27 protein-coding genes and 2 pseudogenes are annotated in these 25,295 nt (G+C 71.3%); 9 read left to right on the top strand and 20 right to left on the bottom strand.

What is annotated here, in order from left to right:
* Positions 1-43 precede the first annotated feature (43 nt).
* On the bottom strand, positions 44-2,143 hold the full coding sequence (locus ACMYLB_RS18415; RefSeq protein ID WP_415908400.1) for a Cache 3/Cache 2 fusion domain-containing protein: 2,100 nt from the start codon (positions 2,141-2,143) through the stop codon (positions 44-46).
* Positions 2,144-2,385: 242 nt separating this feature from the next.
* Here ACMYLB_RS18415 and ACMYLB_RS18410 point away from each other — a divergent pair, with 242 nt between their 5' ends.
* Both ACMYLB_RS18410 and ACMYLB_RS18405 read left to right on the top strand, forming a co-directional pair.
* Positions 2,386-3,132, top strand: a complete 747-nt coding sequence (locus tag ACMYLB_RS18410) for a hypothetical protein (RefSeq protein WP_415908399.1) — start codon at positions 2,386-2,388, stop codon at positions 3,130-3,132.
* A gap of 122 nt (positions 3,133-3,254) precedes the next feature.
* Entirely contained in the window at positions 3,255-3,881 is a 627-nt protein-coding gene (locus ACMYLB_RS18405) for a LysE family translocator (protein WP_415908398.1), read from the top strand.
* A 416-nt stretch (positions 3,882-4,297) separates the two neighbouring features.
* Here ACMYLB_RS18405 and ACMYLB_RS18400 read toward each other — a convergent pair.
* From ACMYLB_RS18400 to ACMYLB_RS18365, 8 genes and pseudogenes are all read right to left on the bottom strand, one after another.
* Positions 4,298-5,488, bottom strand: a pseudogene (locus ACMYLB_RS18400) (methyl-accepting chemotaxis protein); the annotation flags it as partial.
* Between the two features lie 170 nt (positions 5,489-5,658).
* Complete coding sequence (locus tag ACMYLB_RS18395) at positions 5,659-5,889, bottom strand: hypothetical protein (RefSeq protein ID WP_415908397.1); 231 nt, start codon at positions 5,887-5,889, stop codon at positions 5,659-5,661.
* A gap of 178 nt (positions 5,890-6,067) precedes the next feature.
* Positions 6,068-6,745, bottom strand: a complete 678-nt coding sequence (locus tag ACMYLB_RS18390) for a response regulator (RefSeq protein WP_415908396.1) — start codon at positions 6,743-6,745, stop codon at positions 6,068-6,070.
* 63 nt (positions 6,746-6,808) lie between these two features.
* A complete protein-coding gene (locus ACMYLB_RS18385; RefSeq protein WP_415908395.1) occupies positions 6,809-8,281 on the bottom strand; it encodes a response regulator in 1,473 nt (490 codons plus the stop codon).
* Entirely contained in the window at positions 8,278-8,592 is a 315-nt protein-coding gene (locus ACMYLB_RS18380) for a response regulator (RefSeq protein WP_415908394.1), read from the bottom strand. The genes ACMYLB_RS18385 and ACMYLB_RS18380 overlap by 4 nt, the downstream gene beginning before the upstream one ends.
* On the bottom strand, positions 8,505-9,767 hold the full coding sequence (locus tag ACMYLB_RS18375) for a sensor histidine kinase (RefSeq protein ID WP_415908393.1): 1,263 nt from the start codon (positions 9,765-9,767) through the stop codon (positions 8,505-8,507). Before ACMYLB_RS18375 ends, ACMYLB_RS18380 begins: the two co-directional genes overlap by 88 nt.
* The gene (locus tag ACMYLB_RS18370) at positions 9,701-10,141 is read right to left on the bottom strand and encodes a hypothetical protein (RefSeq protein WP_415908392.1); all 441 of its coding nucleotides are present in this window, start codon (positions 10,139-10,141) and stop codon (positions 9,701-9,703) included. The genes ACMYLB_RS18375 and ACMYLB_RS18370 overlap by 67 nt, the downstream gene beginning before the upstream one ends.
* 20 nt (positions 10,142-10,161) lie before the next feature.
* Entirely contained in the window at positions 10,162-10,374 is a 213-nt protein-coding gene (locus tag ACMYLB_RS18365; protein ID WP_415908391.1) for a hypothetical protein, read from the bottom strand.
* On the opposite strand from ACMYLB_RS18365, the gene ACMYLB_RS18360 reads away from it, so the two are divergent.
* Positions 10,363-10,686, top strand: coding sequence for a hypothetical protein (locus ACMYLB_RS18360; protein ID WP_415908390.1), 324 nt, complete (start codon positions 10,363-10,365; stop codon positions 10,684-10,686). The genes ACMYLB_RS18365 and ACMYLB_RS18360 overlap by 12 nt on opposite strands.
* 604 nt (positions 10,687-11,290) lie before the next feature.
* Positions 11,291-11,944, top strand: coding sequence for a DsbA family oxidoreductase (locus ACMYLB_RS18355; RefSeq protein ID WP_415908389.1), 654 nt, complete (start codon positions 11,291-11,293; stop codon positions 11,942-11,944).
* A gap of 392 nt (positions 11,945-12,336) precedes the next feature.
* On the opposite strand, the gene ACMYLB_RS18350 is transcribed toward ACMYLB_RS18355, so the two are convergent.
* From ACMYLB_RS18350 to ACMYLB_RS18320, 7 genes and pseudogenes are all read right to left on the bottom strand, one after another.
* On the bottom strand, positions 12,337-12,576 hold the full coding sequence (locus tag ACMYLB_RS18350) for a hypothetical protein (RefSeq protein ID WP_415908388.1): 240 nt from the start codon (positions 12,574-12,576) through the stop codon (positions 12,337-12,339).
* Between the two features lie 219 nt (positions 12,577-12,795).
* Entirely contained in the window at positions 12,796-13,233 is a 438-nt protein-coding gene (locus tag ACMYLB_RS18345) for a YybH family protein (RefSeq protein WP_415908387.1), read from the bottom strand.
* A gap of 261 nt (positions 13,234-13,494) precedes the next feature.
* Entirely contained in the window at positions 13,495-14,808 is a 1,314-nt protein-coding gene (locus ACMYLB_RS18340; RefSeq protein ID WP_415908386.1) for a TCR/Tet family MFS transporter, read from the bottom strand.
* Positions 14,809-14,893: 85 nt separating this feature from the next.
* On the bottom strand, positions 14,894-15,358 hold the full coding sequence (locus ACMYLB_RS18335; RefSeq protein WP_415908385.1) for a TlpA family protein disulfide reductase: 465 nt from the start codon (positions 15,356-15,358) through the stop codon (positions 14,894-14,896).
* 10 nt (positions 15,359-15,368) lie between these two features.
* Entirely contained in the window at positions 15,369-16,259 is an 891-nt protein-coding gene (locus ACMYLB_RS18330; RefSeq protein WP_415908384.1) for a DUF1684 domain-containing protein, read from the bottom strand.
* 69 nt (positions 16,260-16,328) lie between these two features.
* On the bottom strand, positions 16,329-16,781 hold the full coding sequence (locus ACMYLB_RS18325) for a DEAD/DEAH box helicase (protein WP_415911116.1): 453 nt from the start codon (positions 16,779-16,781) through the stop codon (positions 16,329-16,331).
* Between the two features lie 147 nt (positions 16,782-16,928).
* Positions 16,929-18,337 (bottom strand): annotated as a pseudogene (locus ACMYLB_RS18320) (DEAD/DEAH box helicase); the annotation flags it as partial.
* A 642-nt stretch (positions 18,338-18,979) separates the two neighbouring features.
* On the opposite strand from ACMYLB_RS18320, the gene ACMYLB_RS18315 reads away from it, so the two are divergent.
* Positions 18,980-20,245, top strand: a complete 1,266-nt coding sequence (locus tag ACMYLB_RS18315; RefSeq protein WP_415908383.1) for a cystathionine gamma-synthase family protein — start codon at positions 18,980-18,982, stop codon at positions 20,243-20,245.
* Between the two features lie 61 nt (positions 20,246-20,306).
* Here ACMYLB_RS18315 and ACMYLB_RS18310 read toward each other — a convergent pair whose 3' ends face one another.
* From ACMYLB_RS18310 to ACMYLB_RS18300, 3 genes are all read right to left on the bottom strand, one after another.
* Complete coding sequence (locus ACMYLB_RS18310) at positions 20,307-20,831, bottom strand: hypothetical protein (protein ID WP_415908382.1); 525 nt, start codon at positions 20,829-20,831, stop codon at positions 20,307-20,309.
* Positions 20,832-20,914: 83 nt separating this feature from the next.
* Positions 20,915-21,886, bottom strand: a complete 972-nt coding sequence (locus ACMYLB_RS18305) for a L,D-transpeptidase family protein (protein WP_415908381.1) — start codon at positions 21,884-21,886, stop codon at positions 20,915-20,917.
* Between the two features lie 2 nt (positions 21,887-21,888).
* Complete coding sequence (locus ACMYLB_RS18300) at positions 21,889-22,296, bottom strand: hypothetical protein (RefSeq protein WP_415908380.1); 408 nt, start codon at positions 22,294-22,296, stop codon at positions 21,889-21,891.
* Positions 22,297-22,379: 83 nt separating this feature from the next.
* On the opposite strand from ACMYLB_RS18300, the gene ACMYLB_RS18295 reads away from it, so the two are divergent.
* Positions 22,380-22,805, top strand: a complete 426-nt coding sequence (locus ACMYLB_RS18295) for an OsmC family protein (RefSeq protein ID WP_415908379.1) — start codon at positions 22,380-22,382, stop codon at positions 22,803-22,805.
* 11 nt (positions 22,806-22,816) lie between these two features.
* On the opposite strand, the gene ACMYLB_RS18290 is transcribed toward ACMYLB_RS18295, so the two are convergent.
* Positions 22,817-22,981 (bottom strand): hypothetical protein, encoded by a 165-nt coding sequence (locus ACMYLB_RS18290; RefSeq protein ID WP_415908378.1) that lies wholly within the window; start codon positions 22,979-22,981, stop codon positions 22,817-22,819.
* 119 nt (positions 22,982-23,100) lie between these two features.
* Between ACMYLB_RS18290 and ACMYLB_RS18285 the strand changes: the two genes are divergently transcribed.
* The 3 genes from ACMYLB_RS18285 to ACMYLB_RS18275 all read left to right on the top strand — a co-directional run bounded on the left by ACMYLB_RS18285 (position 23,101) and on the right by ACMYLB_RS18275 (position 25,290).
* Complete coding sequence (locus ACMYLB_RS18285; RefSeq protein WP_415908377.1) at positions 23,101-23,784, top strand: hypothetical protein; 684 nt, start codon at positions 23,101-23,103, stop codon at positions 23,782-23,784.
* 49 nt (positions 23,785-23,833) lie between these two features.
* Positions 23,834-24,325 (top strand): GNAT family N-acetyltransferase, encoded by a 492-nt coding sequence (locus tag ACMYLB_RS18280; RefSeq protein WP_415911115.1) that lies wholly within the window; start codon positions 23,834-23,836, stop codon positions 24,323-24,325.
* Between the two features lie 101 nt (positions 24,326-24,426).
* A complete protein-coding gene (locus ACMYLB_RS18275) occupies positions 24,427-25,290 on the top strand; it encodes a hypothetical protein (protein ID WP_415908376.1) in 864 nt (287 codons plus the stop codon).
* Positions 25,291-25,295 lie beyond the last annotated feature (5 nt).

Below are 25,295 nucleotides of genomic sequence, written 5' to 3'. Positions count from 1 at the left end.
CACACCCTCCTTGTATCGGACGCGCGCCGTGCGACTTGAGCGGCTAGGTGCGGGCCAGTTCCCGCGTGGCGGGACGCGCGGGACGGACGGGCGGTGCCCGCCGGGTCGACGAGGGCGGGACGGGCGCGGTGGGGACGGGATCGGCGGAGGCGCCGCCGACGAGATCCTCCAGGGAGCGCAGCGCGGTGCGCAAGGCCACCGCCTGGGCGTTGAGCTCCGCGGCGGCGGCGGCACCCTCCTCGGCGCCGGCGGCGTTGGCCTGGACGACATGGTCGACCTGTGCGACCGCGCGATTGATCTGGCCGACGCCCTGGCTCTGCTCCCGGCTCGCGGCGGCGACGTCGGTGACCAGCTTGTCGAGCGTGCGAACCTGCTGGACGATCTCCTGGAGCGCTTGCGCGACGCGCTGGCTGAGCGCGACGCCCTGGCTGGTGGTGGTGATCGCGGTCTCGATCTTTGCGGCCGTCTCCTTGGCGGCGGTGGCGGAGCGCTGCGCGAGGTTGCGGACCTCCTCGGCCACAATGGCGAAGCCGGCACCGGCCTCGCCGGCGCGCGCGGCCTCGACCGCGGCGTTGAGCGCGAGGATGTTCGTCTGGAACGCGATCTCGTCGATCGTCTTGATGATCTTCGCGACGTCGTCCGACGACGCCTTGATGGCGCGCATGGCCTGGTCCATCGCCTGCATGTCGACGGCGCCGGCGTCGGCGGAGTGCCGGGTGTGGCCGGCGAGCGCGTTGGCCTGGGAGGCGTTCTCGGCGTTGCGCTCGGTCATGCTTTTCATCTCCTCGAGGGAGGCGCTGGTCTCCTCGAGGGCGGAGGCCTGGGCGCTGGCGCCCTGGGCCAGGGTCTGGCTGGAGTCGGACATCTGGCCCGCCGCGGCGGTGATCTCGTCCGAGCTGGCGCGAAGGCTGGCGATGATCTTCACGATCGGACGCGTGATGCTGCCGGCGATGAGGACGCCGGCGAGCGTCGCGAGGAAGGCCACGCTACCGGCGGTGACGGCGAGGGAGGTGAGCAGGTGGGTTTCGGCGTGCTCGATCTTGGCGCGCACGGCGGCGAAGTCCTCCTCGTAGGCGCCGGCGCCGATGACCCAGTCCCACGGGGCGTAGTAGGCGAGGGCGACAATCTTCGCGCGCGCGTGGGACTCGCCCTCGTTTTTCCACGAGTAGGACTCGAAATCGATGGCGTCGGTGCCGGCGGTGCGCAGCGCCTTGCCGACCATCGACTGGACGAACGGCCGTCCGGTCGAGTCGCGCGCGTCCCAGATGTTCTCGCCGTCGCGCTGGCCTTGGAAGGACACGACGTATTTGCCGCGCTGGTCGCCGCTGCCGCCGATGACGAAGACGTAACCGCTCTGTCCGACGGTCATGCGGGTGATGGCGTCGTGCAGCTCGCGGTTGATGGTGCCGAGGCCGACACCCGTATACAGCATGCCGATGACGCGGCGATGCTCGGCGTCCCAGATCGGCTCGTAGGCCGCGGCATGCCAGTCGTTCACCACGAAGGCGCGGCCGCGATAGGTCTCGCCGCGCAGGACGGTCTGCACCACCGCGTTGGCGGTGCCGTCGAGATTCGTCGCCGGCACGAAGGTGCCGAGGGCGCGGGAGCCGTCGGTGCGCATGACCGAGGTGCCGACGCGCAGCATGTCGCCCGCGTCGTTCATGCGCTGGAAGATGGTGCAGAAGTTCCCGGTGAGGCGGCGCACCTCGTCGACGACCGGCACGGCCTCCTGCGGCGACGTCACCTGGCCGAGCCAGCGTCCGGCCAGCAGCATCCGCGGCAGCGTGACCGGGCGGACTTCCTGGGTGACCTGGTTGACGCTGCGCCACGTGACGGTCTCGTCCGCGAGGCGCAGGCCGCCCGCCTGACTGACGAGCTCGTGGGCCACGCTGAGGCCGCGCGCGAGCTCGCGCTGGTTGCGCGCCTCGACGCTCGCGCAGAGGATCTGGACGTTCTGGGCGATCTTGGCGCATTCGCTCCGCGCCTGGTCGCGGACGCTCTGGGTGATCTGGACGTCGAGCTGGTGGCGCAGCAGCAGGAGCGTGCCGAAGGTCACCGCCAGGGCGGTCAGCACGGGGCAGATCGCCAGGAGCGTGATTTTGGTTCCGACACGCGAGACGGAGAAGACACGGCGCAGATGCATAGGCAGGCCCGGCAAGACGCGGCGGGCCGTGGCGCCGGTTTTGCCAGTGGAGGTGAAGGATGGGAGAGGTGAGGACCGCCGCGAAGGCCTGAGCGCGGGCGATCGGGCTCACGGCGGATCACCCGTCTTATCGGCACAAGCGCGGGGCGAGCTTAGCCGGAAACCACGGACCAGGCCCCGGGGCCGGTTGCCGGCTTGCGGACGGGGCGCAACTGGCGTTGGTTGGGGGCCCAATCCACGCCATGAAAAAAATCCTCCTGCTCGCCCTTGTCCTCGCGCTGGTGCTCTACGTCGGCGCGATGTTCTTCCTCGGTTCCATCGTGAAGGCCGGCGTGAACACGTTCGGCCCCAAGCTGACCCAGACGAAGGTCGAGCTCGCGGGCGCGACGATTTCGCCGCTCACCGGCTCGGGCACGCTGAGCGGCCTCGCGGTCGGCAACCCCAAGGGCTGGTCCGAGCGCGACGCCTTCAAGCTCGGCAAGGTCCACGTCGACATCGCCCCGCTCTCGCTCTTCGGCGACCACATCGTGATCAACGAGGTTACGATCGACGGCCCCGAGTTCCTCTACGAGACGAAGCTCGTCTCCAGCAACATCAAGGACCTGCTGAAGAACATCGAGGAGTTCTCCGGCGGCAAGAATCCGGATGCCGCGGCGCCGGCGACGAAGGACGGCAAGCCGATCAAGTTTGAGATCAAGAAATTCCGCCTGACCAACGGCGTGGCGCGCCTCGGCGTCGGCCCGGCGGCGATCCCGGTGCCGCTCCCGCCGATCGCGATCGACAACCTCGGCACGAAGGAAGGCGGCATCACGCCCGACCAGGCGGCCGGCGCGGTGATGAAGAACGTGCTCGGCGGCATCGTGAGCGGCACGGCCGAGGCCCTGAGCAAGACCGCGGGCACGCTGGGCGCGAACACGGTCGAGCAGACGAAGGAAGCGGCCAAGAAGGCCGGCGAGGGCATCAAGAAGCTCTTCGGCGGCAAGCCCTGACGCCGCCCCGCGCGCGCCGCGTCCCCGGGCCGGCGCGCTGTGTCGGTGGCGTTCCGCGGCGGCTGTGACGCGCCGGCGGCGCTCGCCGCTCGACGCGCCCCGGGGCGCGCTTTCCTCGCCGCATGCCCGCGAACGAGTGGCCGGTCTTCCTCCTGATGTGCGTGACGATGTCGCTCACGCCGGGACCGAACATGATGTATCTGACCTCGCGCGCGCTGTGCCAGGGCCGCGGCGCGGCGCTGGTCTCGCTCGGCGGCGTGGCGACGGGTTTCCTCATTCACCTCACGGTGGCGGCGAGCGGGCTCGCGGCGGTGCTGCGCGCGACGCCGGCGGCCTACGACGCCATCCGCTACGCCGGCGTGGCGTATCTGCTCTGGCTGGCGTGGCGGGCGCTGCGCCCGGGCGGCGGCGCGTTGCAGACGAGCCGGCTGCCGGACGCGACGCCGCGCCAGCTCTTCTTCATGGGTTTCATGACGAACGCGCTGAACCCGCAGGCGGCGTTCCTCTACCTCTCGATCTTCTCGCAGTTCATCCACCCCGAGCGCGGCGGCGTGCTCGGGCAGAGCCTCGTACTCGGCGCGGTGCAGATCTCGATCAGCTTCGTCTGCAACGCCGGCCTCATCCTCGCCGCCAGCGCGCTCGGCCGCACGGTCGCGGAGAAGCCGTGGGGCCTGAAGATCCAGCGCTGGGTCATGGGCGGCGTGCTCGGCGCGCTCGCCGTGCGCCTCGCCCTGGTGGCGCCGCGGTAGGAACGCGGACCGGCCAAGAAAACGCGGCGGCAGGCTTGCGCCCGCCGCCGCGTGGGTTGACCGGCCGTTCCCGGGGCGCGGTCAGGAATCGCGGAAAGACGAACCCGTCTGGCCGGCCCGCGCCGCCGCGGTGACGGGCACGGGCCGGTGGGCCGCACGGGAGGTGACCATCGTGGAGAGGAAGGGGCGGCGGGCGCGGGGGCCGCGGCGGGACGGGACGCGGCCTCGGCAGGCGCGGTGGCGATGCCGTCGACCAGCACTTGGAGTTCGGCGACGGCGTGCTTGAGCGCGAGCGACTGGGCGCTCAGCTCCTCGGCGGCAGCGGCGCTTTCCTCGGCGGTGGCGGCGTTGGATTGCGTGACCGTGTCCATCTGCGAGACGGCGAGGGAGACCTGATGGATGCCCTGGCTCTGCTCGTCGGCGGCCGTGGCGATCTCGGCGACGAGCTGGTCGAGGTTCTGGATGTCCTGCCGGATGTTGGCGAAGCTGCGCGCGGCGTCGGCGGTGATGGCGACGCCCTGCCGGGTCTTGGCGACGGAGTCCTCGATCTTGGCGGCGGTCTCCTTGGCGGCGGTGGCGGAGCGCTGGGCGAGGGCGCGGACCTCCTCGGCGACGACGGCGAAGCCGGCGCCGTGCTCGCCGGCGCGGGCGGCCTCGACCGCGGCGTTGAGCGCGAGGAGGTTGGTCTGGAAGGCGATCTCGTCGATCGTCTTGAGGATCTTCGCGATGTCGGCGCTCGCCGCCTGGATGGCGCCGGTCGATTCCTGCATCAGCTGCATCTGGCGGGCGCCGCCCTCGGCGGAGACGCGGGCCTGCGCCGCGGCCTTGCGGACGCGGTCGGCGTTCTCGGCATTGCGCTTGGTCATGGAGGACATCTCCTCGAGGGAGGCGGCGGTCTCCTCGAGCGAGGCGGCCTGCTGGGTGGAGCCGTCGGCGAGCGACTGGCTGGAGCAGGCGATCTGGGTGGCGGCGTCCGCGGTCTGCGTGCTGGCGGCGTTGAGGTGGTCGATGGCGGCGTCGAGCGGGCGGTTGATAACGCGGAGGTTGAAGAAATGGAAGCAGCCGAGCGCGCCGCCGAGCAGGATGAAGCTGACGAGCGTCATGCTCTTCATGGTGCGGGTGATGACGGCGTCGTCGGTGAGCGGCGCCTTGAGCACGAAGGCGCCCTTGATGTCGCCGAGCTTCATGTTCTCCATCGCGAAGCCGAGCACGTCCTTGCCGTCGTGGCTGGGGCTGCGGGCCGGGTCGCCGTGGCAGGCGAGGCAGCTTTCGCTGAGGCGGACCGGGCGGGCGAGGAGCAGCACGTTCGCGGCGCGGTCCTGGATGAAATACTCCTCCTGGCCGGCGGCGAAGGCCCGGAACGCCTCGGCGTATTGCGCGCCGGTGTCGTTCCTGGGGTTGCGGGCGGGGATGTCCGGCCGGGATGGCGTGTAGAACTCGAAGCCCTGCTGCTTGGCCGATTCGGCCGCGGCCTGCCAGGAGGCGACGATCGGGATGGCGTTGTAGAGGGCGGAGGAGCGGTAGGTCTCGCGAATGGGCCGGCCGCCGCTCTCGGCCCGGGCGGCGGCGACGAGGCCGGCGAGGTCGAAGGAGTGGGAGCGGTGCATGCGGTCCATGTTCTGCGCCATGGTGTGGGCCTGGCGGAGGACGACGTTCATCTGCTCGTGCAGGGCGTCGATGCGGTTGGCCTTGGCGAGGAGATAGACGGTGGTGGTGCTGCCCGCGGAAACCGTCACGACGGTGGCGACCACGGCCAGGATGATCTTGGTGCTGATCTTCATCCGAGGGCGGGCAGGGAGTAGGAGCCGGCGGCGAGCGCGTGGGTCGGGGTGTAGATGACGTAGGCGGCGAGCGGCACGACGCCGTTGCGCCACGGGAGGCCCGGGGTCACGCCGGCGGGGCAGAGCTGGCGCACGCGGACCGGGTCGGTGCGGCGCGCGTCGAGCGGGGCAGGGGCGTTCGTGGCGGGCACGTCGGCCGGAAGGAGAAGATTTTCGGAAGCGGACATAAGGGGACGGTCGCCGGATCGGCACGCGATCCAGGCAGACGTTGCTCCTTCGCTTACCGGCCTCGGCCGGTCCGAAAAAGGCGGTCGTATCGCGAGGATACACCGCAACGTGCGGGGGAAAATCGGGCGTTCGCGCCGGGACTTTAGCGCGAAATGGAAAAAATCCGGCCGCCCCGGCCTAGGCGGCGGTTTCGGCCAGCAGCATGCGCTGGAGACGCGCGCGCAGTTCGCCCAGCTCCTTGGAGCGGAAGCTGCGCTTGGTCCGCTCGAGGACGGTGATCGTGTCGAGGATGGCGGAGCGCAGCGGCGCGTCGGCGGCGGGGTCGAAGCCTGCGGCGCGCGCCGGGCGCCGGACCTCGCTCGAGAGGCAGCTCGTCAGGTGGAGCAGGCGTTCGCGCAGCGAGTCGCGGCCGCCGGCCGGCTCGAGGTCGGGCGCGGCCAGGAGGCGGGCGGCCTCCTGGGACAGCGCGCGCAGCTCGCCGCGCTGGCGTTGCTCGATGATGAGGCGGCCGAGCAGGTCGCCGAGCACGGTGAAATCGAGCGGCTTCACCAGGTAGCCGGCGATCGGCAGATTGGCGGCGCCGAGGGTCGACTCCAGCTCGGGGTTGCCGGTGATCATGACGACCGCCGGAGCCTCGGGACGCGCGACGAGGGCGCGCACCCAGCCGAGCCGCTGGTTGCCGGGCAGATGGACGTCACAGAGGATCACATCGAAGGTGTCGCGCGCGAGCGCGGCATCGGCCTCGGTCGTCGAGGCGGCGGTGACGCAGTGGGCCCCGAAATGGACGCACCACGCCTCCAGCATGTCACGGGTCAGGGAGTCGTCGTCGACAACGAGGATGGCCGCGTTTTTCATGGGCGCGAAGAGGAGGAGAGGGACCGGGAATCCCCCTAGGCATCGACGCGTCCGGCCCCAACTTTAGGCGGAAACGGCGGCGGGCGGGAAGTGGCAGTGGAAGGCCGTGCCGCGGCCGACCTCCGTCTCGAGGGCCACGAAGCCGCCGTGGCGGCGCATCAGGCGCAGGACGGTCGCGAGGCCGAGGCCGGTGCCCTTGCCCTTGGGCTTGGTGGTAAAGAACGGGTCGAAGAGCCGCGCCTGCACGTGTGCCGGGATGCCGCTGCCTTGGTCGCGGACGGTGAGGACGACGTAATCCCCGGCGCGCGCGTCGGGGCCGAGGGCGGCCGTCGCGGCGGGCGGGACGACCCGGCGGTGGACGCGGATCTCCAGGTCGCCGCCGTCGGGCATCGCGTCGCGGGCGTTGACGCAGAGATTCATCAGGACCTGGTGGATCTGCGTCACGTCGCCGGCGATGGCCGGCAGGTCGGGCTCGGTCTGGAACGTGACGACGTAGGAGCCGCCGAAGGACTCGCGGACGAGCGCGGCGACCTCGCCGGCGATCTCACCCGGGTGCAGGTGCTCGAGCGGGCCGTCGCTGCCGCGGGCGAAGAGCAGGAGCTGGCGCAGCATGGCGGCGCCGCGCTGGACCGCCGTGCGGATGTTGGTGAGGTGGCGCGGGGTGTTGGCGTGGGTGGGATCGAGCTCGATCAGGCCCGCGCTGCCGCCGATCGCGGCGAGGATGTTGTTCATGTCGTGCACCACGCTGCCCGAGAGCTGGCCCAGCAACTCGATGCGCTGCGAGCGGAGCAGCTGGGACTCGAGGCTCTTTTTCTCCGTGAGGTCGCGGAGGTGGAACTGGGCGACAGTGCGGCGTTCCCACGGGACGAGGTCGGCGGTGATCTCGACCGTGGTGGGCGCCGCGTAGCCGTAGCGCAGCGGGAGCTCGGTGGCGCGGAGGACCGCGCTGGGGCCGCGGTGCGGGTGCAGGCGGACGGCGTCGGCGGAATCGAAATAGTCGAAGAAGTTGGGCAGCTGGCGATGGGCCGGCTCCACCAGGCGCTCGAAGGCGGCGTTGCGCAGCACGATCGTGCCGTCGAGCTCGGCCAGCACGATGCCCTCCGCGGAATGGCGGATGGCCGCCTCGTAGCGGGAGGATTCCTCGTAGAGGCGGCGATAGCGGTTGAGCCGGAGGATCGTGCGGAGCCGGAGGCGCAGCTCGACGGCGTCGAAGGGCTTGGTCAGGAAGTCGTCGGCGCCGGCTTCGAGGCCGCGGAGGCGCGACTCGCGGTCGTCGAGCGCGGTGAGGAGGAGGATCGGCACGGTCGCGAGCTCCGGCGTGGCGCGGAGCCGGCGGCAGACCTCGAAGCCGTCCTGGCCGGGCATCATCACGTCGAGGAGGATGACGTCGGGGCGCTCCCGCGTGGCGAGGGCGAGGGCGGCGGCGCCGTCCTGGGCGGTGAGGATGCCGTGACCCTCGGGTTCGATGACGTTGCGCAGGAGCGCGAGGGCGCGCGGCTCGTCGTCGACGACGAGAACGGTGGCGGGGCGGTTCATGACGGGACAGGTCGGGCGAGGGCCTCGGCGACGTGGCGCGCGAGCTCGCGGAGGTTGACGGGTTTGCTGAGGTAGGAGGTGGCGCCGGCCTCGAGGCAGCGGGTGCGGTCGTCCGGCATGGCGAGGGCGGTGATGACGATGATCGGGATGCGGGCGGTGCGCGCGTCGGCGCGGAGCCGGCGGGTGGCGGTGAGGCCGTCGAGCACGGGCATCTGCACGTCCATCAGGATGAGGTCGGGGCGGTCGGCGAGGGCGGCGGCGATGGCTTGCTGGCCGTCGCGGGCGAGGGTGAAGCGGCAGTGGCGGAGCACCGGGCTGCGCTGATAGATGAGCACGTTGGTTTCGTTATCCTCGGCGATGAGCACGTGGGAGCCGGCGGGGGCGACGTAGTCCGAGGCCGGCGCGAGCGTCGGAGCGAGCGGTGCGGGCGGGGCGGCGGCGCGCAGCGGGATGGCGACGGTGAAGCAGCTGCCCCGTCCCGGCGCACTTTCGAGGGTGATCCGGCCCCGTGCAGCTCGGCCATGCGGCGGGCGAGCACGAGGCCGAGGCCGGTGCCGCTGTGCCGGCGGTTGAGGGCACCGTCGATCTGGTGGAACGGCTGGAAGAGCCGGACCTGCTCCTCCGCAGAGATGCCGATGCCGGTGTCGACGACGCGGAAATGGATCTCCGCCGGCGCGGTCGCCGGGACCACCTCCAGGCGCACGCGGCCGCCGTCGGGGGTGAACTTCACCGCGTTGGAGAGCAGGTTGACGAGGATCTGTTTCAGCCGCCGGCCGTCGGCGCCGATCAGCGGGACGTCGGGCGGGCAGTCGAACTCGAGCGTGTGCCGTTTGTGCTGTGCGGTGGTGCGCACGAGGCGGAGGCTGGCCTCGCAGGTGGCGCGGACGTCGGTCTCGTGGATGTCGAGCTCGAGTTTGCCGGCCTCGATCTTGGAGAGGTCGAGGATGTCGTTGATGAGGGCGAGGAGGTGGCGGCCGCTCTCCTCGATGGCGGCGACGCTTTCGTGCTGGCGCGGGTTGAGTTCGCCGAGCGTGCGCTCGAGCAGGACCTCGGCCATGCCGAGGATGACGTTGAGCGGGGTGCGGAGCTCGTGGCTGGTGCTGGCGATGAACTCGCTTTTGGCGCGGTTGGCGGACTCGGCGTGGCGCCGCGCCTCCTCCAGCTGCTCGGTGCGTTGCCGGACCTTGTCGTCGAGGTGGAGCAGGACCTGCCGCAGCTGCTGGTGGGTCTTGTTCTGCTCGGCGAGGGAGACGGCCAGCTCGCGGTTGGCGCGGCTGAGCAGGAGGGCGGCTTCGTGGGCGGCGTGGCCGAGCTCGTTGAGCTCGCGCGCGGCGGCGGGAATCTCGGCGGGGAAGGGCGCCTCGGTTTCCTGGCGGGAAAGGGCCTGGATCGAGGCGACGACCCGGTTGAGCGGGCGCGTCACCTCCGCGGCGGTGCTGCGCGCGAGCAGCAGCGCGATGCTGACGGCGAAGGCCGCGGCGGCCATGGTGGCGAGGTAGAAGGTGGCGATGAGGCGCTGGGTGGTCCAGATCGGCTCGGCGAGGTAGACGTGCCAGCCCAGGTTGGGGATGACGGCGTGGGCGACGAAGAAGCGCTCGCGGGCATGCGCGGGCGAGGGAGATCAAGCGTGTAGGTGGGCCGCTCGGCCTCGCGGCCGGCGATCACGAGCGGGTTCTGGCTCAAGTCGGTGAGCACCGGGTGGCGGAGGATGCCGTTGCCGGCGACGACCCGGCCGGTGTGATCGAGCAGCAGCAGGCTGCGGCCGCTGAGGTAGCCGGGATGCGGGGTGATTTCCAAGAGCTGGCGCAGGTTGAGCGAGCCCTCGAGCAGCAGCGCCGGGCGCCCGGTCTCGTCCGGCACGGACTGGCTGAGGGCGATGATCAGGTCGTCGCCAAAGCCGCGCCCCGGAAGACCTCGCTCGTGAACGGCCGTCTGTCCTGCATCGGCTGGCGGAAGTAGGCGCGGTCGGCGACGGAGATGCCGCTGCGGGCGAGGGGCTCGCCCGTCGCGCTGGCGGCGGGGGCGGCGGCGACGATCTCACCCCGCCGGTCGGCCGCCAGAAGCGTGAGGAAGCCGCGGTATTGCTGGCGCACGGATTCGAGGCGCGCCGCGAGGTCGGCGTCGGTGTCGGTGGCGCGGCTCTGTCGGACCGCGAGGGCCAGCGCCTCCCGGTGGGCCGCGATGTCGTTGCCGATGTCGCGCGCCGCCTCGACGGCATCGCGCCGGAGCCCTCCTCCGCCACCTGGCGCAGGGTCTGGTCAAAGTTGCGGCCGACCGTGATGGCGAGCGCCGCGATGGTGAGCACGGTGATGAGGCCGAAGCGCCGGAACAGCACGCGCTGCAGCGGCGTGGCGGCCTCGCTGTCGGCCGGGCCCAGCCAGCGCCGGCTCCAGGGGCTCTGGTAAACCGGCACGGCGATCATGAGCATGAGCAGACTGTTCGCCGGATATTTCGCCACGATCGCCCAGTTGCTGGGGAAGGGAATGTCGGTGCAGCGGAAGATGCCGAAGGCCACCAGAGGCGTCCCGATCACCGCCCAATAGATCAGGCTGGCGCGAACGCGCCCGCCGAGCCGAGCCGCGAGCAGGCCGATGAAGAGGGGCTCGAGGCCGTAGCACACTAGCCCCCACGGATGACCCCACGAGACCGGCGTCAGGCCGAACGCGATCACGGCCGCCAGCAGGCCGGGCCCGGCGCCGAACGCGTAGGTGACGGCCAGCGGCAGCCAGCCGCCGAAGATGATCTCGGTGCCCCCGAAAATCGACAGGCCGAACTGGTTAATGCCCAGCCCCGCCGCGCCGGCGACAAGCGAGCACAGCCACGGCATCACGGGATTCGGACGCGGGGGAGAATCGGACAAGGGTCTCCCCTTATCGGCGCGCGCGAAGGCCGGCTTGAGCAAAAGCGCACGCGGCGCGACCGGCGTTATGCCCGCGACGTGCGCCGCTGTGGCGGTCGCGCGCCGGGTGCGGCGTTGACCGGCGGGATGGCCGGGCAACGCTGCGCGCCGTGAAAATCACCTATTACCTCGAAGTGACGTCGTCGTGGTGCTTCTGGGCCGAGCCGACGTGGGCGGAGCTGAAGCGACGCTACGCGGGGCGCGCCGCGTTCCAGTGGAAGACGGCGCTGATGAAGGCCGAGGACTTTCCGACCAGCCACGCGCAATACGACTGGTTCCTCCGGCGCAGCGCGTCGGTGCTGCGCTCGGACTTCGTGCCCGATTCCCGCTACTACGAGTGGCCGCTCCCCTCCGGCTATCCGGCCGCGAGCGCGGTGGCCGAGGCGGCGCGCGATCTCGGCGTCGCTGGCGACGAGGTGCGCGGCGCGCTCGCACAGGCGGCGTATCGCGAGGGCCGCCCGGTCGGCCGGCTCGACGTCGCGGTGGAGATCGCCGCGCGCGCGGGCGGGCTCGACGCGGCGCGGCTGCGCGAGCGCGCGCAATCCACGGAGGTCGCGGCGCGCATGCAGGCGACGACGGCGGAATTTTTCGCCCTCGGCGTGAGCCAGCGCCCGACCTTCGTGCTCGAGGATGCGATCGGCGACCGCGCGGTCTTCTCGGGCCTGGTGCGGCTGGAGCCGCTCGCCGCGACGATCGAGGCGATGCTGGCCGACGTGGCCGCCTACGCGGAGTTCGGCGCGCGCCAGCCCAGGCCGCCGGCGTGAGGCGCGGAAGTAGCGGGATTTCTCGCCGGCGCGCCGTTCGCAAGAATTGCACAGCCAATTGGCGCGGGGTGTTCACCAACCGATGCGAGGCGCGCGGCGCCGCGATGCGCTATGATGTGCGCAATGTCAGACCGCTCCCCTACGCTCCGCTTTCAGGACTGCACCCCGATGGGGCTGGGGGATCGACTTTGACGGGAGGAAATTTGAGCGCAGTGTAACTGCGCACCAAACGACAGGGCGGGCAGCGTGGAGCCCGCCCTGTTCGTTTGGGGGGGCGGAAGTCGGACCGGCGCGGCGGAAGTCGCCCTCCCCAACGAAAACCGCCACCGACTCCGCGCGGACGCGGCGAGGGTGGCGGAAACCGTGAGCCGAAAGAAAAAGAGGCGCTCCGCTCAGGCGGTCTGCACCTCGGCGACCTTGCGGTAGCGCTCCGGCGGGATCTTGAAGCGGTGGCCGGAGTCCAGGTCGGTGAAGATGTGCCACGGGCCGTGATCGGCGCTGTGGACGAACACCTCGAGCTGCTGTCCCTTTACGTAGGAGTATTCTTCCATGGCGAACTCGTGGTCGGCGTGCTCGATCGCCTCCCCGAGTTCACCGCTGTGTGGTTCCGTGATCTCGATTTTCCAAGTCATGGTGGGCAAGCGGGGTTGAAGCTCTTGCGTCGATGACGGGGCGCTTGGTCCGCCGGGGTCGCGTTCTTTCGCACGGTCCCGGTAAGCGTCTCGGGCGCGAGCCAGAGACTGCGCAACTTCACGGTCGGGTCAAGAGCCGGCCCTGCGCAAACCTTGGCTGAAGTGACCCGGAAGTTGACCGCGGCGCGAGCGGCGCGTGGCCCGACAGCGCCGCGCGCGTCAGAACCGGCTGAAGTCGTCGACCGCGGCCGCGGCCTCGTATCGGGCGGCGTCGACGCGGCCGCCCTCGTCGGAGTCGTAGTCGACGACCAGCTGCCAGCGTCCGTCGACCTTCCGCGCGAAGGTGTGGAATTGCCCGTAGAACCGCTCCGTCTTGCCGTCGGGATGGATGACGGTGAAGCGGTAGATGCCGCGCTCGGAGGCCTGCGCCTCCTTGACGATGCGCTCGAGGAAGCGGAACTGCAGGTCGATCTTCAGGCCGCGCTCCTTCCAGATCGCGAAGGAGCGGCGGACGCCGGCGGCGTATTCGTCGAGCGTGCGCACGATCTTCAGGGTCCCTTCGCCGCGGATGAACTCGGGACGGTGCAGCGCGAGGTATTTCTCCGCGCTGCCGTCGCGGTAGGCCTCGTGGAACGGGACCCAGATCTGCGCGTTCAATTCGGCGAGCAGGGCCGGATCCTGTTTCGCGGGCGCGGGCGGCGTCTGCGCGGCCGCGGAGACCGCGAGGGCGAGGCCGGTGAGGAGGAGGGGAGGAGGCGCATGGCGTCAGTGAGCCGACGACGGGCGGCGCGGGAAGGCGGTCGCGGCCAACGGCCGCGGATGGCCGACAAGAGCGGCCGCGGGTGCGTCCAGGATTTCATCCTCGCCGGCACGTGGGGCAGGCGTGGCGCGACGGGACGGCGGGACCTGCGCGCGCGGTCAGGCCCCCGGCGCCGGGTGCAGGATGGGTTCGTGGTCCTTGCGGAAGGAGCGGATCGCGAGGACGAGCGCGCACAGCACGAGCGCGGCGGCCTCGAAGAAGGCGATGCCCGGGTGGCGGGGCAGGAAGTGCTGCGCCAGCCAGGTGGCGACGCCGTCGGCGCGGGACAGAATCCACGGCAGGTGCACGGCGCCGTCCTTCGAGATCGCCCAGCCGAAGCTCCAGGTGGCGATGAGCGGCGCGGGGATGCCGGCGAGGCTCTGCAGCCCCATCAGCACGCCTTGCACGGCGCCCTGTTCGTTGCCCGGCACGTGCTTGGTGATGAAGGACTGGAGGGCGGGACCCGAAATGCCGGCCAGCGACCCGAGGACGATGATGGCGAAGATCATCCAGCCCTGGGCGGCGAAGCCGTAGCAAATCTGGGCGACGAACGAGATCATCATGCCCACGACCACCGCGCGCGTGTCGCCGAGCTTCGGCACGATCTTGCGGACCAGCAGCGCCTGGACGAGGCCCATGCACACGCCGGAGGAGAAGAGCGAGAGGCCGACCATCTTCATCGACCAGGCGTAGCGGTGCAGCGCGTAGAGCGTCCACGTGCTGAAGAGCATCATCTGGGCGAGCATGAGCAGGAAGTAGCTCTCGGCGAGGGAGAGCACGGCCGGGAAGCGGCGCAGGGCGAGGACGGCGCCGACGGGGTTCGCGCGCGCCCAGGAGAACGTGCGGCGGTTTTCCGGCTTCAGCGACTCCGGCAGGACGAAGAAACCGAACACCCAGTTCACCGCCGCGCACGCAGCGGCGACCCAGAAGGGCAGGCGCAGGTTGATGTCGCCGAGCAGGCCGCCCAGCAGCGGGCCGATGATGAACCCGATGGCGAACGCGCTGCCGAGCAGGCCGAAGGCGCCCGCGCGCTTCTCCGGCGGCGTCACGTCCGCAATGTAGGCGTTGGCCGTGGCCATGATGCCGGCGGTCAACCCGGCGATGACGCGGGCGACGACGAGCCACGACAGCGTCGGCGCGTTGGCCATGATGACGTAGTCGATCGCCGAGCCGGCGGTGGCGATGAGGATGATGCGCCGCCGGCCGAAGCGGTCCGAGAGCGAGCCGAGGATCGGCGAGCCGATGAACTGCATCACGGCGTAGACCGCGACGATGATGCCGTAGGCGTGGGCGCCGGCGGTCTCGTCGCCGCCCTGCATTTCCACGATGAGCTTGGGCAGCACCGGAATCAGCAGGCCCATGCCCATGATCGCGAGGACCATGGTGACGAAGATGAAGCTCATGGCCGGCGCGCGGCCTTGCGTGGAGGTCATGGCGCGCGAGGCTAGGTCCGCCGCCGGGCGCGGCAAGCGGGCAATGGCGAACGGCGCGCCGCCGGGGCGGACGGCGCGGCGGCGCTCACTTCAGGGCGGCGATCCAACGGTCGACCATCGCGCGGGCCTTGGACTCGCGCTTGCTCGGGCGGCCGTCGGGACCGAACTCGATCACGTCCTCCGCGATCAGCTTGCCGTCCGGACCGAAGACCTTGAAGTGCGGGATCGAGTGCAGCTTGAACTGCGCGGCGACGGGCGACTTCCAGTCGATGCCCTTCACGCCGGCGCGGTTGATGTCGATCTTCACCACCGCGACGTCGTCGCGCTGGGCGTGGAGCCGGTGCAGCGGCTCGGTGTAGCCGCGGCAGGGCGGGCAGTATTCGCTGGTGAAATCGAAGACGGTGGTCTTGCCGGGCACGGCGAGCGCGGCGAGGTCGACGGGCGCGCCGTGCGAGACGACGGCGGGCTCGGCGCCCTTGGTGGCGGCGGCGAGCAGGGCGAGGGGCGCGAGGGCGGAGGCGAGCAGCAGGGTCAGCAGTTTGGTTTTCATGGGGAAAGGCTCAGCGGTGTTCGCCGCGGTAGACCTTCTCGCCGGCGGTGACGCGGATCGGGAGGCGGTTTTCCTTGGGCGGCAGCGGGCAGGTGGCGAAGGGCGTGAAGGCGCAGGGCGGGTTCTCGGCGCGGTTGAAGTCGAGGATGACCTTCCCGTCGCGCGGCGCCTCGGCGTAGAGGAAGCGCGAGGCCTCGTAGGTCTCGGTGCCGCTGGTGGCGTCGGCGAGGATGAAGAACAGCGGCTCGCCCGCGCCCTCGAGCACGGGCAGCAGCTCGAAGGTCCGGCCGTCGCGCGTGAACACCGCCTTGCCGGGCGCGGGCATCGGCGAGGTCTGTCCGAGCACGTTCGTGATCGGGATCATCCGCGGCTGGTCGAACGCCACCCACTGCGCCTCGATGCGCCAGCTGGGATCGAGCTCGAAATAGTCGAGGCCGGCGAAGCCGGTGCGGCGCAGGCTCTCGGTGTCGCGCACGCGCAGGCCGATCTTCTCGCCGCGCTTGATCAGGAAGAAGCTCACCGTGCCGGCGGTGACGAGCGAGGGCCGGGCGGCGCCGTAGTGCAGCTCGATCGGGTGCTCGCCGGCGGCGACGCCGTCGACCTCGGTGCGCGAGGCCGGCGCGGCGCGGAAGGTGGCCTGGCCGTCCGCGGCGAGGCGCACGGTGCCGAGATAGGGCGCACCCGCGGCGAGGCGCACGGCGTTGTCCTCGGCCGAGCCGACGGCGTTGTCGCCCACCTGCAGCCAGTGCAGGCCGATGAGCGAGAGCCAGCCGTCCGGCGCCGTGAGCCGCGCGACGCGTGCGCGGCGCCACTCCGCGATTTCCTGGGCGTAGTCCGCGGCGCGCGATGGCGCGGCGCAGAGGAGGACGAGGGCGATTCCGGTGGCGAAAGTCAGACGCATGGCGCGGATGATTGCCTGCTGGGACGACGGCTCAACCGGGAAAATTCACCGCGCGGCGCGCCGTGCCGGTCATTTCAGCAGTTCGCGGAGATCGGCGAGGTTCAGCCGGGCCGCCGCGGCGTCGCTGGCCTCGAACACATCGGCGAGGAGCGCGCGCTTGGCGTCCTGCAGGGCCATTACCTTCTCCTCGACCGTGCCGGCGCAGATCAGGCGGTAGCTCGTCACGACCTTCGTCTGGCCGATGCGGTGGGTGCGGTCCGTGGCCTGCGCCTCGGCGGCGGGATTCCACCACGGGTCGTAGTGGACGACGACGTCGGCCGCCGTGAGGTTGAGGCCGGTGCCGCCGGCCTTCAGGGAAATCAGGAAAACCGGGATGTCGTCGCTCGTCTGGAAGCGGTCGACCTCGGCCTGCCGCGCCTTCGCGCTCATCGCGCCGTCGAGGGAGCAGAACGCCACGCCCTGCGCCTCGAGCTCCGCGCGCAGCAGGTCGAGCAGCGAGGTGAACTGCGAGAACACGAGCATGCGGTGGCCCTCGTCGATCGACTCGGCGAGCAGTTCGCGGAAGGCGTCGAGCTTGGCCGAGTCGTCGGCCGCCGCCGCCGGCTGCACCAGCCGCGGGTCGCAGCAGATCTGCCGCAGGCGCAGCAGCTGCGTGAGCGTGGCGAGGCGCAGGCGGTTCTCCGAGGCGCCCGCCGCGGCGAGGTCGAGCAGCGCGCGCTCGCTGTCCTCCTGCAGGCGGCGGTAGAGCTGCGCCTGCGCCGCGCTCGGCTCGCACCAGACGACCTGCTCGATCTTCGGCGGCAGCTCGGGCGCGACGGCGCCCTTCGTGCGCCGCAGGATGTAGGGCGCGGTCTGCGCGCGCAGGCGTTCGTCGTGAAAGGAGCGCTCCTCGCGCTTCAGGCCCGGCGGGAGCTTCGGCACGAAGCCGGGCATGAGAAACTCGAAGAGCGAGCGCAGGTCGTCGAGGGAGTTCTCCAGCGGCGTGCCCGTGAGCAGGAAGCGTCCGCGGCCGCGCAGCGCGCGCAGCGACTGCGCCGCCTGCGTGCGGCGGTTCTTCAGGTGCTGGGCCTCGTCGGCGAGCACGAGGTCGAAGGCCACGCTCTCGAACAGCGCCGCGTCGCGCGCGAGCGTGCCGTAGGAGGTGAGCACGAGGTCGTGCGCGGCGAAGTCCTTTCCGCGAGCCGCTGCGCGCCGTGGTGCACGACGGTGCGCAGCCGCGGGGCGAAGCGCGCGGCCTCGCGCCGCCAGTTCTCCATCAGCGAGGCGGGCACGACGACGAGGTGCGGGCGCGGTTCGCGGGCGTCGGCCGCGGTCGCGGCGGCGAGCAGCGCGAGCGCCTGGGGCGTCTTGCCCAGGCCCATCTCGTCGGCGAGGATGCCGCCGAGCTGCTGGCGGTAGAGATGCCAGAGCCAGGCGACGCCGAGCTGCTGGTAGGGGCGCAACGTGGCGGCGAACCAGCCGGGAATCGGCGCCGGCGCGAGCGTCGAGAGGTTTCGCAGCGCGGCGCTGCGCGCGCGCCAGGTCGCGGGGGCCTGGAAGCCGGGGGCGATCCGTTCGAGCAGGTCGGACACTTCCGCGACGCGCGCCCGGGCCACGCGCCGCTTGCCCAGGGCGGCGGCGGACGGCTCCTGCGCCAGCGCGCGCTGCGCCTGCTCCAGCTGGGCGAGGCGGGCGCGGTCGACGAGGTAGATCGCGCCGTCGCTCTCGATGTAGCCGCGGCCGGTGGAGATCGCCGCGCGGATCTGCGCCTCGGGGGCGGCGCCGGCGCGCAGGCCGAGCGACACGTCGTAGTCGTCGCCGCTTGCGGTCACCTCCGCGGCGATGGCGGCGGTCTGGAGATGCGCGGTGTTGCGCTCGAAGTTGGGCGTGAACTCGGCGCGGTAGCGCTCGCGCAGCTCGGCGCCGTGCGTGGCGAGGAGGTTGAGGACCTTGTGGCGGTCGCGCAGCCACCACTTGCGGGTGAGCGGATCGAGGACGAAGCGGTTCGTCTGCAGAAACTCCAGCGCGGGCGCATAGAGCACCGACTCGCGCGCGGGGAGCGTGATCGCGAGGTAGTGCTCCGAGCCGTCGACCGTCATCGGGGCGAGCGGCTTCGTTGCCGCAAAGTCCGTAATACGGACTTTAGGTTTCGGCGCGATCAGCGGGGCATCAGACGTAGAGTCCGTATTACGGACTCTGGCCGGAGGCGGGGACGGGGTGGGGGCGGCGGGTTTTTCCGCGAGGTGCTCGCTCACGCCGGGCAGCGCGAGGCCGTTCCACGGCAGCGGATCGGCGGGCCGGTCGACGCGGTAGAAAACCTTCTCGCCCACGAGGGCGGTGAGCAGCTCGCGCAGCTGCGCACGGGTGAGCTGGAGAAAGGAGACCGGCTGCGGCGTGACGCCAAGGCGCTGGAGCACCGCGAGGCCGGGCACGAGCGCGGCGGGCGGCTCCGTTTTCAGGTCGAGCTCCAGCCGCACGGGAATCGCGTTGCGCGGGGCGGCGCTGGCGAGGTTGGGCGGGAGGAGGACGCGGAGCATGGCCGGGCAATGGACCAAATTGCCCCGGGCGAGGGAAGCGCGATTCGGCGCCCATCCGGCGCGACGGGCATGTCATACTGCAGCGGTCGCCGCGGCGGGCGATCGGCCGCTGCCAGCCGGGGTGGCGGTTCGCCCCGTTTCGCTCGCGGCGGGTCGGCGAAGGTCGTTCTTGCCTCGCGTTGCCGTGTCATATGGCATGGCGCCATGTCCAAGCTGACTCCCGAAGAATCCGCCCGCCTTCACCCCGAAACCCTCGCGCTCAGCCTCGGCTTCGATCCCTTCCTCAGCGAGGGCGCCGTCAAGCCGCCGGTGTTCCTCACCTCGACGTTCGCGTTCAAGAAGTCGGAGGACGGCAAGAAATTCTTCGCCTGGATGCGCGGCGAGGGCGGCGCGCCCACGGGCAAGCACCAGGCGGGTCTGATCTACTCGCGCTTCAACAACCCCAACCTCGAGATTTTCGAGGACCGCATGGCGATGTGGGAGGGCATGCGCGGCGCGCTGAGCTTCTCGAGCGGCATGGCCGCGATCAGCACGGCGCTGCTCGCGACGCACAACCCCGGCGACGAGATGATCGTGTGCGCCCCGCTCTACGGCGGCACGGAGACGTTCATGCGCGGCTTCCTGACGAAGTTCGGCATCAAGTCGCACTTCATCCACGCCGGCATCACGGCGGTGGAGGAGGCGAAGAAGCTGCTCGGGCCGAAGACGCGCTCGGTCTTCATCGAGACCCCGGCCAACCCGAACAACAAGCTCACCGACCTCGCCGCGATGCGCGAGGCGACCGCCGCGCACCGGACGGCCGACGGCCGCAGCGTGCTCATCCTCGTCGACAACACGGTCGCCGGCCCGGTGTTCTGCCAGCCGGCGAAGTTCGGCGCCGACGTCGTGATCTACTCCGCGACGAAATACATCGGCGGCCACTCCGACGTCGTCGGCGGCGTGGTGCTGGCGAACGACTTTGCGCTGCTCAAGGCCACGGCGGGCCTGCGCAACAGCCTCGGCGGCATGCCCAATCCGCACACCGCCTGGCTGCTGACGCGCTCGCTCGAGACGCTGAAGATCCGCGCCGAGGCCGCGGCGGCGAATGCGCAGAAGTGCGCCGAGTTCCTCGTCACGCACCCGAAGGTGCGCGCGGTGGGCTTCCTCGGCCTGCTGAAGCCCGCCGATCCCGAATACGCGATCTACCGGAAGCAGCAGACGGGGCCGGGCTCGCTCATCTCGCTCTTCGTCAAGGGCGGCGAGGCCGAGGCGTTCCGCTTCCTCGACGCGCTCAAGGTCATCAAGCTCGCGGTGTCGCTCGGCTCGACCGAGTCGCTGGCGCAGCACCCGGCGGCCATGACGCACTCGGGTCTCACGCCCGAGGCGAAGCAGGCGAGCGGCGTCTCCGACGACCTCGTGCGCATCTCCATCGGCATCGAGAACGCCGACGACCTGATCTGGGACCTCCGGCAGGCGCTCGATCAGATGTGAGGCGGCCAAACGAACGAGCCCGCCGCGCGGGCGGGCTCGGATTTTCCCGCGGCGGCGCGGCTCAGTGCCGGTCGCGACCCTTGCCGCGACCGTGACCGTGGTCGTCGTCGTGGTCGCGTCCGCGCGGCTCGGCGTGGCCGGGCGGCGGGCCCTTGATGCGGACGTGCGTGAAGTAGGTGCGCGGGTAGTAGACGACCACCTCGCGGTGCCGCTCGAACGGCCGGTCGGTGCCCATCGAGAGCTGGACGTTGTGGCCGAGGTCGACGCGCACCCAGGTCGGGAGCTCGATGCTCATGCGCCACGCGCCGTGGTCGGCGTAGAACCACATGCGGTCGGCCGGCCGGTAATAGACCTCCGCCTCCGGGTAGAAATAGTAGACGCGCTCGCGCGTGAACCAGCCGTGGCGGGCCCACGGCGGCGGGCCCTTGGGCGCGGGAACATCGACCACTTCGATGGCCGGCGGCGGCGGGGCGACGACGCGACCGAGGCGGATGTCGGCCGAGATCGTGACGTCGATGTCGGCGCGCGCCGTGGTGACGGCGGCGCCACCCAGGGCGGCGAGGAGAAACAGGCGGAGCGGTTTCATGCGGCGTGAGACGCCGGCGCCGGGAAAAGGTTTCCTGCGTGCCCCACTTGGCGGCGCCGTCCTCGGGAAAATCCCCGATGCGGTCAGGGCTCGACGATCACCGGCATCCCGACCTCGACCAGCGCGAGCAGCGTGCGCGCGTCCCAGTTGGCGAGGCGGAAGCAGCCGTGCGACTCGGTGCGGCCGACCTTTTCCGGCTCGGGCGTGCCGTGGATGCCGTAGCCCGGGCGATCGAGGCCGATCCAGGCCACGCCGACGGGATTGTTCGGCCCCGGCGGCAAGATCAGCTTGTGGTCGAGCGTCTGCGCCTCGGCCGACTCGGGGAACACCGCGGGATCGAACGTGTAGTTCGGGTCGGGGATCACGACCTTGATCGTGAGCTGCCCGACGGGGCGCTTCTCCGCCATCTTCGCGATGCTGACCGGAAAATGGGCGACGATCTTCCCGTCGGCGTCGGTGACGTTGAGCTCGCGCTCGGCGAGCCGCACGTGGAGCAGCGCGGCGCGGACGTCGAGGATCACGGTGCCGACGTTCGGGACCTTGAGCACGGCGCCGGGGAGCAGGTCGTCCCAGTTCACGTCGGGGTTGAGCTGGCGCAGCAGCTTCGGGTTCGCGCGGTGGCGCTCGGCGACGAGCTCGATCGCCGTCGCGTAGCCGAGGCGCTCCAGCTCGGACTTGCCCACCCAGGTGTCCGGCACCGGGTGGAGCGAGGCGAGTTCCTCGGCCGTGAGCGTGTGCTCGCCCAGCGGCTCCTCGTCCAGCACGAGCGCCTCGCGGGTGGCCCGGTCGAGCTCGCCGGATTCCCGCAGGCCGAGACTGCGCTGGAAGGCCTTGAGGGCGGCGGCGGTCTGCGCGCCGCGCACGCCGTCGATCGAGCCGCAGGAGAAGCCGCGGCGGTGCAGCTCGACCTGCGCCTCGAGGAGGTTCTGCACGGGCCGGGCCTTGAATTCGGGCGCGGCGGCCTCCTCGGCCGGTGCGGCGGCGGGGTTTTCCTCCTGGCTGCGGAGCGAGGCGGCCAGGGTGAAGGCGAGGGCGAGGGCGAGCCAGCGGCGCATGGTCAGCGGACGGTCACGCGGAAGGCGCCGAGCGAGCGCTCGCGCAACTCCTCGCGCGGCAGGGCGGCGACGGCGGCCTCGTCGCGCGGCACGGTGAAGCGGTTGACGTAGTGCACGGTCGTCTCGCCCGGCGCGCGGGCCACGAGCGTGCAGGTGGAGGCGCCGCCGGCGCCGTCGCGCGTCTCGACTGCGGCGATCGCGGGATCCTCGCTCACCAGCCCCAGGGCGAAGCCGCCCGGGACGGGCAGGCGCGCGGGCGTCTCGAGCGCGAGCTGGCGCGCGCCCGGGGCGAGTTGGAGCGGCGCGGTGTGCTGCCGCGCCGAGTGACCGGGCAGGTGAAACACCAGGCTGCCGCAGCCGGCGAGCAGCGCGGAGAGCGACAGGAAAAGGACGAGGACGGAGGCCCGCACGGCGCGCAGGTTGAGGAGCGGTCGCGGCGCTGGCAAGCGGGCCGCGGCTTGCGAAAACGAAAATTCCGGCGGCGATCGCGAGCATGAAACGCACCGCATCCGCCGTCTGGCAAGGTTCGCTCAAGGAAGGCAAGGGCTCGCTGACCGCGCCGGGAGGCGCGTTGAAGAACACCGAGTATTCGTTCGGCTCGCGCTTCGCGTCGGGCGCCGGGACCAACCCCGAAGAGCTCATCGCCGCGGCCCACGCGGGCTGCTTCGCGATGGCGTTGTCCGCCGCGCTGGGCGAGGCGGGCTTCACGCCGGCGCGGCTCGAGTCGAGCGCCGAGCTGAATTTCGACAACGTCCCGCCGAAGGGCTGGACGATCACCGCCTCGCACCTGACCCTGAAGGCGCAGGTGCCGGGCATCACGCCGGAGAAGTTTCAGGAGATCGCGGCCAAGGCGAAGGCCAACTGCCCGGTCTCGCGCGTGCTCAACGCCGAGATCTCGCTCACGGCGACGCTGGCCTGAGCGCGGGCGCGTCAGGCGCTCGTGAGGTGCCAGAGCCCGCAGAGCGGGCAGCGGTAGGCGCTGCGCTGCCGCGCGACGCCGGCGAGCAGCGCCGCATCGAGCGCGTCCGCCTGCGTGCGGTAGCGGCGCTTCCGCGTGCACATGCGCTGGCGTTGCTCGGCGGTCGGCTTCTTCACGCCCGCGAGCATGGCCGGCGGCAGGCGGCCGGCAAGGCCGCGCCCGCCGTTTCGCCTTCCGGCTAGAATCCGTGCTTGGGGTTTGCCTGACGCGGTGGGGGCCGCTGGAGTCCGGCGCCATGGAATTCACGCCCGCCAGCCCCGGTTCGGTGGCCGCCTTCCTGGTCGTCGTCATCGGCGTCCTACTCGCCTTCCTCGCCGCCGCGCAGCGCGCCTTCGCGGACGCGCGCGGCCGGTTCCTCGGCGTCGCGCTGGGACTGGGCGCGTGGATCGGCCTGCTGGCGGCCGGGGTGGCGAGCGGGAAGCTCGCCGCGCTGCCGCTGCACGGGCTGCCGGTGTTCTTCGGCGGCATCTTCCTCGTGTCGGTCGGCGCGGGCCTGTCGCCGCTCGGCGCGCGCTTCGCCGGGGCGGTGCCGCTGACCGCGCTGGTGGCATTCCAGGCGTTCCGTCTGCCGCTCGAGCTCGTGCTGCACGCGTGGGCGGGGCAGGGGACGATCCCGGCGACCATGACCTGGACGGGGCAGAACTGGGACATCGTGGCGGGCCTCGTGGCGTTGGGCGCGGCGCCGTTCGTGGCGCGGCGGCGGGGCGTGGCCTGGGGCGCCAACGTGGTCGGTCTCCTGCTCCTGCTGAACGTCATCCGGGTGGCCGTGCTCTCCTCGCCGCTGCCCGTCGGCTGGGACCAGCAACCGCCGCTGTTGCTGGCGTTCCACCTGCCCTACGCGCTGATCGGGCCGGTCTGCGTGGGCGGCGCCTTGTTCGGACACGTGGTCCTGACCCGCGCGCTGCTGCGCGGCCGTTGACTCCGGGTGCGGCGCACCGACGTTTTCCCATGCTGCTCGAAACCCCCGCCTGCGGCTGCGCCGCTTCACGCTCGAGGATGCACCCTTCATCGTCGCCCTGCTGAACACGCCCGGTTGGCTCGCCTTCATCGGCGACCGCGGGGTGCGCACGGAGGAGGACGCGCGGCGCTACCTCACGGCCGGGCCGCTCGCGAGCTACGCGCGGCATGACGGCCTCGGGCTGTATCACGTGGCGCGGCGCCCGGACGGTGCGCCGGTCGGCATGTGCGGTCTGCTGCGGCGCGATACCGTGCCGGATGTCGACGTCGGCTTCGCCTTCCTGCCCGAGCACTGCGGGCTCGGCTACGCCGGCGAGGCGGCGGCGGCGGTGGTGGCGCACGGACGCGAGGCCTTCGGGTTGCGCCGCATCGCCGGGATCACCTTGGCGGGCAACGCCGCGTCGATCCGCGTGCTCGAGAAGCTCGGCCTGCGTTTCGAGCGCGAGATCACGCTGCCGCCGAAACACGAGCCGCTGCGCTACTACGCGCGCGACCTCGCCTGAGCGCCGCCGGGCGCCACCCCGGCGAAGAGGCCGGGGCGGAACGGGCAATTAACCGCTTTCCAAGCGGGCGGCGGGCTGCAAGCTGACCGGCAACCCGGGCCATGGACCAAGAATCGACGATCTACCTGACGAACATTGTCATCAGCGTGATTCTGGCCGGCTTGACCACCCACTACTGGCGGACGCAGGGCCGCTCGCCCGCGATGCGGGCCTGGATGATCGCGGCGTGGACGATGATGGCGGCGGACGTGCTCTTCGCCATGCGCCCGCAGGTCTCGGAGACTATCGGCCGCTTTTTCCCGACGCTGATGGTCACCGTCGGGCACGTGACGCTCGTGCTGGGCGCGCGCACGACGGCCAGGCAGACGCGGCCGTGGCTGCTGCTGAACGGCGTGGTGCTCTTCCACGCGGCGGCGCTGATCTTCTTCCTCTGGCTCGGGCAGAAGACGCCGTGGCGGCTCTTCTGCAACGGCGCGATCTGGAGCGCGCTGTCCGTCTCGGCCTTCCTCTCGCTGCGGCAGGCGCCGGGCTTCTTCTGGCGTTCGCCGGTCGCGCCGGCGAACGTCTTCCTCGCGCACGCCGCCTTCCACCTCGTGCGCATGGGGCTCGCCCTCGCGTCGGCGTGGTGGGACTGGAGCAAGGTGGCCGATGCCATCCAGATCCTCGGCGACCTCGAGGTGAGCTTCTTCATGGTGGCGCTGTTCGTGGCGCTCCTCATCGCCAACCTCCAGCAGCGCCACGAGGAGCTCTCCAGCGCGCGCGCGGAGGTGGAGACGCTGTCGGGCCTCCTGCCGATCTGCGCCTGGTGCAAGAAGGTCCGCGACGACGACGGCTACTGGCAGCAGGTGGAGGAATATTTCGAGAAGCGCGACCGCATCCGCTTCACCCACGGCATCTGCGCCGACTGCGCGAACGACCAGATGAAGGACCACCCGCACGCCATGCCGCCCGTCACGCCGGGTTGAGCGTG

Source organism: Oleiharenicola sp. Vm1 (assembly GCF_047777955.1).
GTDB lineage: Bacteria > Verrucomicrobiota > Verrucomicrobiia > Opitutales > Opitutaceae > Didemnitutus.
The sequence above is the reverse complement of the archived record's forward strand: the minus strand, read 5'-3'. Positions and strand labels throughout refer to the sequence as shown.

What these genes read in the sequence shown, in the direction of transcription:
- ACMYLB_RS18415 (WP_415908400.1), bottom strand. Translation starts at nt 2,143, where the DNA reads ATGCATCTGCGCCGTGTCTTCTCCGTCTCGCGTGTCGGAACCAAAATC.
- ACMYLB_RS18410 (WP_415908399.1), top strand. Translation starts at nt 2,386, where the DNA reads ATGAAAAAAATCCTCCTGCTCGCCCTTGTCCTCGCGCTGGTGCTCTAC.
- ACMYLB_RS18405 (WP_415908398.1), top strand. Translation starts at nt 3,255, where the DNA reads ATGCCCGCGAACGAGTGGCCGGTCTTCCTCCTGATGTGCGTGACGATG.
- ACMYLB_RS18395 (WP_415908397.1), bottom strand. Translation starts at nt 5,889, where the DNA reads ATGTCCGCTTCCGAAAATCTTCTCCTTCCGGCCGACGTGCCCGCCACG.
- ACMYLB_RS18390 (WP_415908396.1), bottom strand. Translation starts at nt 6,745, where the DNA reads ATGAAAAACGCGGCCATCCTCGTTGTCGACGACGACTCCCTGACCCGT.
- ACMYLB_RS18385 (WP_415908395.1), bottom strand. Translation starts at nt 8,281, where the DNA reads ATGAACCGCCCCGCCACCGTTCTCGTCGTCGACGACGAGCCGCGCGCC.
- ACMYLB_RS18375 (WP_415908393.1), bottom strand. Translation starts at nt 9,767, where the DNA reads ATGGCCGCCGCGGCCTTCGCCGTCAGCATCGCGCTGCTGCTCGCGCGC.
- ACMYLB_RS18350 (WP_415908388.1), bottom strand. Translation starts at nt 12,576, where the DNA reads ATGACTTGGAAAATCGAGATCACGGAACCACACAGCGGTGAACTCGGG.
- ACMYLB_RS18340 (WP_415908386.1), bottom strand. Translation starts at nt 14,808, where the DNA reads ATGACCTCCACGCAAGGCCGCGCGCCGGCCATGAGCTTCATCTTCGTC.
- ACMYLB_RS18335 (WP_415908385.1), bottom strand. Translation starts at nt 15,358, where the DNA reads ATGAAAACCAAACTGCTGACCCTGCTGCTCGCCTCCGCCCTCGCGCCC.
- ACMYLB_RS18330 (WP_415908384.1), bottom strand. Translation starts at nt 16,259, where the DNA reads ATGCGTCTGACTTTCGCCACCGGAATCGCCCTCGTCCTCCTCTGCGCC.
- ACMYLB_RS18325 (WP_415911116.1), bottom strand. Translation starts at nt 16,781, where the DNA reads ATGCTCGTGTTCTCGCAGTTCACCTCGCTGCTCGACCTGCTGCGCGCG.
- ACMYLB_RS18315 (WP_415908383.1), top strand. Translation starts at nt 18,980, where the DNA reads ATGTCCAAGCTGACTCCCGAAGAATCCGCCCGCCTTCACCCCGAAACC.
- ACMYLB_RS18310 (WP_415908382.1), bottom strand. Translation starts at nt 20,831, where the DNA reads ATGAAACCGCTCCGCCTGTTTCTCCTCGCCGCCCTGGGTGGCGCCGCC.
- ACMYLB_RS18305 (WP_415908381.1), bottom strand. Translation starts at nt 21,886, where the DNA reads ATGCGCCGCTGGCTCGCCCTCGCCCTCGCCTTCACCCTGGCCGCCTCG.
- ACMYLB_RS18295 (WP_415908379.1), top strand. Translation starts at nt 22,380, where the DNA reads ATGAAACGCACCGCATCCGCCGTCTGGCAAGGTTCGCTCAAGGAAGGC.
- ACMYLB_RS18285 (WP_415908377.1), top strand. Translation starts at nt 23,101, where the DNA reads ATGGAATTCACGCCCGCCAGCCCCGGTTCGGTGGCCGCCTTCCTGGTC.
- ACMYLB_RS18275 (WP_415908376.1), top strand. Translation starts at nt 24,427, where the DNA reads ATGGACCAAGAATCGACGATCTACCTGACGAACATTGTCATCAGCGTG.